This is a genomic window from Sphingomonas oligophenolica (assembly GCF_039522915.1).
GTDB classification, from domain to species: Bacteria; Pseudomonadota; Alphaproteobacteria; order Sphingomonadales; family Sphingomonadaceae; genus Sphingomonas; species Sphingomonas oligophenolica.
This window is the reverse complement of record NZ_BAAAEH010000051.1, coordinates 1-5,083: the sequence shown is the minus strand read 5'-3', so window position 1 is coordinate 5,083 and position 5,083 is coordinate 1. Positions and strand designations below refer to the sequence as shown.

Sequence of the window (5,083 nt, the reverse complement as noted above, 5' to 3'; positions counted from 1 at the left end):
GGACACCATATCCACCCGGGTCACTTCTCGATGAAAATCCCGGGTCAACTCTCAGCGGAAATCAACACCCGCACCCTGGAAAGGAATGACGAGATGCAACCTGCCCCACCCGCACGCGAGGCACCCGCGGAATCTCCGCTCGCCGACAGTCGCGGCCACGGGGTCACCCCGATCAGCGTGCGCATATCCACGGCGGTCAAGATGACCGGCATCGGGCGGTCCAAGCTCTACGAGCTGATCGGAGAGGGCGCCATCGACGTGGTCAAGATCGGCTCATCGACCTTGATTCGGGTCGCAAGCCTTCATCGTCTGCTGGAGAGAAATCGACGATAGCGCGACCCCCACTCGCAGCTGAAATCGCCTGAAGGCCAAGTCGATCCCATTTTTCGTGGATGTTTGTCAGCAAGCACCTGCAACTATTTGGGGATCTGAGATACCCAAATGTGTGCAGCAGCAATGTGCAAGCAAGTCAGAGGCCTCACCCCTAACCTCGAATGAGTGGCAATTCAGTGCCGTCCAAGCCTGAATGCAGGAAACACGCGATAGTGACCGCGCGGCGGACATAAAGCAGAACAATGTTGGCGCCGATGCGGATCTATTTGGTGTGTGATTATACTCCGTACGCGCTAGCTTGCTCGAGGATGGGGAGAGTGGCGATGGCAGAAACTTACACGGTCTTGTGGCGCCCTGCGGCCAGTCAGTCGACCGAGTCGCTGCTCAGGAATCGATTCGGTGCAGAAATCTCGGGCGACGGCGATACGGCGCAACTCTCCCACGTGACTATTGAGCCTGAGGAGGCAGCTGAGATTGCATCGGGGCCAGGCGTTGAAGCAATAGCCCCGTCGTTGGAGATTAAGCTCATTGAGCCGTTGAGCGCGAATCCAACGGATTCGGAGCCTGAGTGGGGCATAAAAGCGGTGGGCGCCGACACATCAGAATATTCTGGGAATGATGTGGTCGTCGCAGTGCTCGACACTGGAATCGACAAACACCATCTCGCATTTGATGGGATGGATATTCGCAGTCGAGATTTCTCAGGGGCTGGCGATGGCGACCTTCATGGCCATGGTACTCATTGCGCTGGTACGATTTTTGGCCGGGTTGTCGATGGTGTCCGCATTGGTGTGGCGCCCGGAGTAAAGCGCGCGCTAATTGGCAAAGTGCTTGATGATACCGGGGGTGGCACTTCGCAGATGATCTTCGATGGCCTCGAATGGGCAATTGACGGTGGCGCGAATGTTATTTCGATGTCGCTTGGTTTCGACTTCCCAGGCCAAGTGGCAAAGCGCGTCAAGCAAGGCTGGCCAACTGAACTCGCGACGTCGATGGCCTTGGTCGCATACCGACAGAACCTCGCTATGTTCGAGGCGATCATGGCGAAGGCCCGTGCTAAGAACGCTTTTGGATCGTCACCGATTGTCATTGCAGCCGCTGGAAACGAGAGCCGACGAGGCATCGACCCCAAATTTCGCATTTCGGCGTCTTTGCCGGCTGTGGCGAGTGACGTCTCCGTCGCAGCCGTAGGTCAGTCAGGGTCGAACTATGTAGTCGCTAATTTCTCGAACAGTGATGCCAGCCTGTGCGCACCCGGTGTCGGTATCGTATCTGCCAAGGCGGGCGGCGGCCTGCACGCGCTCAGCGGAACAAGCATGGCGTGTCCACATGTAGCCGGCGTTTCAGCTTTGTGGTTTGAGGCAGTAAGAAAGGGAGGAGACGATGGCGCTACTGCGGTAAGGAGCAACTTGATTGCTAGAGCGCGCCGGGATTGTTTCGGCGGGGCGTTCCAAAAGATCGATTTTGGTAGCGGCTTGATTACGGCTCCGTAGCATTCTTCGGCAGGAATGGGATCTCTGATTTGTTGGCCAACTTACCCTGACGGGGCTCAAAGGACAGCTCAAACTGGCCCTTATTCGGTCGTTTGGTAGAGCCCTCAACATTGGAGAATGCGATTTGCGCGAGTTGCAGCCCCGGATAGAGAGCGATGGGGATCTCGCCCAAATTCGCAAGCTCGAGAGTCACAATTCCCTGGTAGCTAGGTTCGATGAGCGTTGCAGTGGCGATGCTGAGCCCTTCGCGAGCCCATGTTGAGCGCGCGGTCACAATTCCCATCAGATTGGACGGAATGCTAACCCATTCGAGTGTGGGCACGAGAGCCAATGAGCCTGGATGCAGGAGGAAACGCGACTTGAATGGTAACTCGTATCGCTCCAGCTTCTGCTGGAAATCGGTCTCGCGCTCGTGATCGTTCTTCATGTGTCGTGCAGGATCGACGTGCGATAAGCCACGGGCCCGCACTATCAGCACGACGTTGCCCATTCGAAGATCTACGCTCGCGGCGCCGATTTGGTCCGTCCAAAGCAACGGAGTGACGGAGAGATCGCCCTTGCGCATACGATCGATGATCGCACCTCGGCCAAGGCTACTCATGCTGCCAAACTCAGGTCGATCGCGCATTGCTGCAGAATGGCGTAATCACAAAGCCGGTTGATTTCTAGAAAGGTGAACTGCCGCAGTCCCGGCACTTTTTTTGCGCGCGAAGCGTGGAGTACATCGCGTCCGAACCAGGCGCACCAGCCCGCGTAGAGACATTGATAGGTTGGTAGAGGCTCATTTTTCGGAGTTCCCTCAGTGTCTATCGACTGAAGGATCGGCGGTCTTCCGAGGGTGAGACGTTCGACAAGTTCGATGCAGACTTCGCGCTTGGCCCGTCGGTACGAGAGGTGCGGGTAATCCGCGAAGATTGCCTTAAGTTTGGTGAGAACGGTATTGAGCTGGGCATTGCTTAGCAGTGGGGTCCAACCATCTTCTGGTTCTGAGGAAATATACTCGATCAGAAGGTTTTCCGCCTCGCGGATAGCGCCGTCTTTCTTTCTCGTGATGGGCTTGTTCCACCCCAATAACCGTACGGCTGCGGCCAAGATCTGACGACGGATAGCGTATGGTGGATGCGTCGAGTTCAAAAGAGTGAACTCTGCTGGATTGCCGGAGAGCGGCTCTAAAATCGTTCGATGCGCTGCGACGAACGAGGGGCCGAACAGCATAAGCCCGAAGAGATCACAAATGATCTCGGTTCGCCAGTTGACGAGGGCCTCTTCAGGAAACGTCTTGTTGCCGCTTTGGTCGGCTGGAAGCGGCGGCGCTCGATCCGAACGTAACCATTGCGTTGCTTGCACGGAGTCTTGGAGAGCTGTTTGATCTACCAAAGCTTCGAGAACTTCGTGCGTGATTCTAGCCCCCGTCTCGGTGGACGCCGAAGCTGTATGGCCAAGTTCGTGCCCGAAAATTGAGTGGAGCAGGACATGGTGTTTGAGCTGGCGTGGAAACGCCACAACAACGATGCGGCGATTGCCCATCCGTGGCGTTACGTCGTCAACGATCTGATAGTGCATGCCTTCCGCCACGACGTGGATGATGGGCGGCGAGGTCCCGTTTGAATCCGGATCAGGGTCTTTATCGCGCAAGAATTGATCCGCTATGGCGCGGATTGTCTCGACAAACGGCCACGAGAACTCACCCAGATGTGAGCGCTCGATCAGCGAAATGCGACTTCCCAGCGCGCTGAGCTGACGCAACTTGGTTGCGATCGTGGCGCTGTCCATATCGGGCTCATCGTCGATATCCGCCTCGATACCATCGAGTCGTTCGGCACATTCTGAGAAATAGCTCCAGCTACGCTCCGGGCCATAGTCATGACGCAGCGTTTCCTTCAGCGCTGCGCGGACGCTTCGGCATTCCTCCTGCAGGAATTCGAACGGTATCAATCAACCCGCTGCGTAAAGACGGTCGATGAAGGTGCTGAGAAACTCAGAGGTTCGTTCTTTATCCTCGAGTTGCGGAGCTGGCAGCTTATCCGGATAAGCCATGGATCGCATTACTTGCTCAAGCGACACGATACCCTTTTCTCGATCATCATAGATTTGATCGAGAGCGGATTCCAATGCGATGCGCAGATCGCCAACATGCTGATCAGCAGAAGGCAGAATGTTCAGCGACTCCGGTCCGCGCTCTGACCTAGGCTGGTACTCGAGCGGGATGAACCGGTGCGAACGATACGACTCGAGCAAATGATACATGTTTCTGAAGCTGGTCTTGTGGCGTGCAGGATCGCGTGCGTCATCGACACACTTTTTAATGGTGCGGGCGAGCACCCGGGCGGCACCGCGGGCATCGTTTTGCTCCTGCACAGCCATGATCGGCATATTGGGCTCCCTTCCAGCATCACCCTGTTGCCAGACCCCGAGTTAACAAGTTTCCGCCGTGAACATAGCGGGAACATATCGAGCTAGCCAAGGTAGGCGAACTCTTCTCAAACGACAAGCGCCAGGGCTGCGTTCCGATCCCCGGGGTCGGCTCCGGTGAACTGGATCATAATAATTGAAATAAGAGCGTATTTCAATTATTATGTGGGGGTAAAATTATCGATTAGGGTCCTGTGCCGAAAGCCAAAAATCTTTTGAATGCGTTTTCACCTAAGGCCGCCGCTGAGGTAGTCGAGTTAAGCGTACATATGCTCAACTATCTGGCGCGGCAGGGATATCTTATTCCCACATATGGTGGTGATGGCCGGCGTGGGAGGGTGCGCTACTACTCCTTCCGCGATCTAGTAGTGGCGCGACTCGTAAAACGCCTGCTTGATGGTGGCCTTGAGATCAGCCGCCTGAAAAACGGGATCAGCAAACTGACACACGAGCCGCGTTGGACAGCGGCCACCCCAGAAAAGCAATTGCGGATGTTGGCGACCGATGGCGTCAGCCTGTTTTTTGTAGACTCTGATGGTGCCATCGCCGATCTCACACGCAATGGGCAGCTCGCCTTCGCGTTCGTGCTCGATGTCGCTGTGGCTCAAGCCGAGGTGCGTGATCGCCTTACGCAAGATCAGCTGAATCATTACAGCTTGAGAAATCTCAAATTGAAGCGCGCATAATCATTGTTGGCTGACGAGGTCACGCGACGCGGCTCCAGATTCGGACGCGCGCATCTAAAAACCATTATGGGGGCTCCGACACCTTAGTGCGTCTAGCCCGTCTTATTCACCGGGAGCCTGGGATCGGGTTGGCGGACGTAGCGTAAGTTACTGATCTGG

General features: G+C 55.9%; 6 protein-coding genes. 3 read left to right on the top strand and 3 right to left on the bottom strand.

The features are described from left to right. Together ABD050_RS24430 and ABD050_RS24425 are read left to right on the top strand one after the other, a co-directional pair. The coding region (locus ABD050_RS24430) for a helix-turn-helix domain-containing protein (protein ID WP_343892147.1) at positions 1 to 333 on the top strand (333 nt) is incomplete at its 5' end. Between the two features lie 323 nt (positions 334 to 656). Beyond that, positions 657 to 1,826, top strand: a complete 1,170-nt coding sequence (locus ABD050_RS24425; RefSeq protein ID WP_343892146.1) for a S8 family peptidase — start codon at positions 657 to 659, stop codon at positions 1,824 to 1,826. Here ABD050_RS24425 and dcd read toward each other — a convergent pair. From dcd to ABD050_RS24410, 3 genes are read right to left on the bottom strand one after another with little or no spacing between them, the layout of a single operon-like run. After that, entirely contained in the window at positions 1,813 to 2,427 is a 615-nt protein-coding gene (dcd, locus tag ABD050_RS24420) for a dCTP deaminase (RefSeq protein ID WP_343892145.1), read from the bottom strand. The genes ABD050_RS24425 and dcd overlap by 14 nt on opposite strands. Next, positions 2,424 to 3,761 (bottom strand): hypothetical protein, encoded by a 1,338-nt coding sequence (locus tag ABD050_RS24415; RefSeq protein WP_343892144.1) that lies wholly within the window; start codon positions 3,759 to 3,761, stop codon positions 2,424 to 2,426. Before ABD050_RS24415 ends, dcd begins: the two co-directional genes overlap by 4 nt. Beyond that, the gene (locus ABD050_RS24410) at positions 3,762 to 4,199 is read right to left on the bottom strand and encodes a hypothetical protein (protein ID WP_343892143.1); all 438 of its coding nucleotides are present in this window, start codon (positions 4,197 to 4,199) and stop codon (positions 3,762 to 3,764) included. A gap of 233 nt (positions 4,200 to 4,432) precedes the next feature. Here ABD050_RS24410 and ABD050_RS24405 point away from each other — a divergent pair, with 233 nt between their 5' ends. Next, complete coding sequence (locus ABD050_RS24405) at positions 4,433 to 4,924, top strand: MerR family transcriptional regulator (protein WP_343892142.1); 492 nt, start codon at positions 4,433 to 4,435, stop codon at positions 4,922 to 4,924. The last annotated feature ends 159 nt before the right edge of the window (positions 4,925 to 5,083 follow it).

Bases quoted from the DNA above. Each gene is read 5' to 3' on its own strand.
- dcd (WP_343892145.1), bottom strand. From the start codon at position 2,427: ATGAGTAGCCTTGGCCGAGGTGCGATCATCGATCGTATGCGCAAGGGC.
- ABD050_RS24410 (WP_343892143.1), bottom strand. From the start codon at position 4,199: ATGCCGATCATGGCTGTGCAGGAGCAAAACGATGCCCGCGGTGCCGCC.
- ABD050_RS24425 (WP_343892146.1), top strand. From the start codon at position 657: ATGGCAGAAACTTACACGGTCTTGTGGCGCCCTGCGGCCAGTCAGTCG.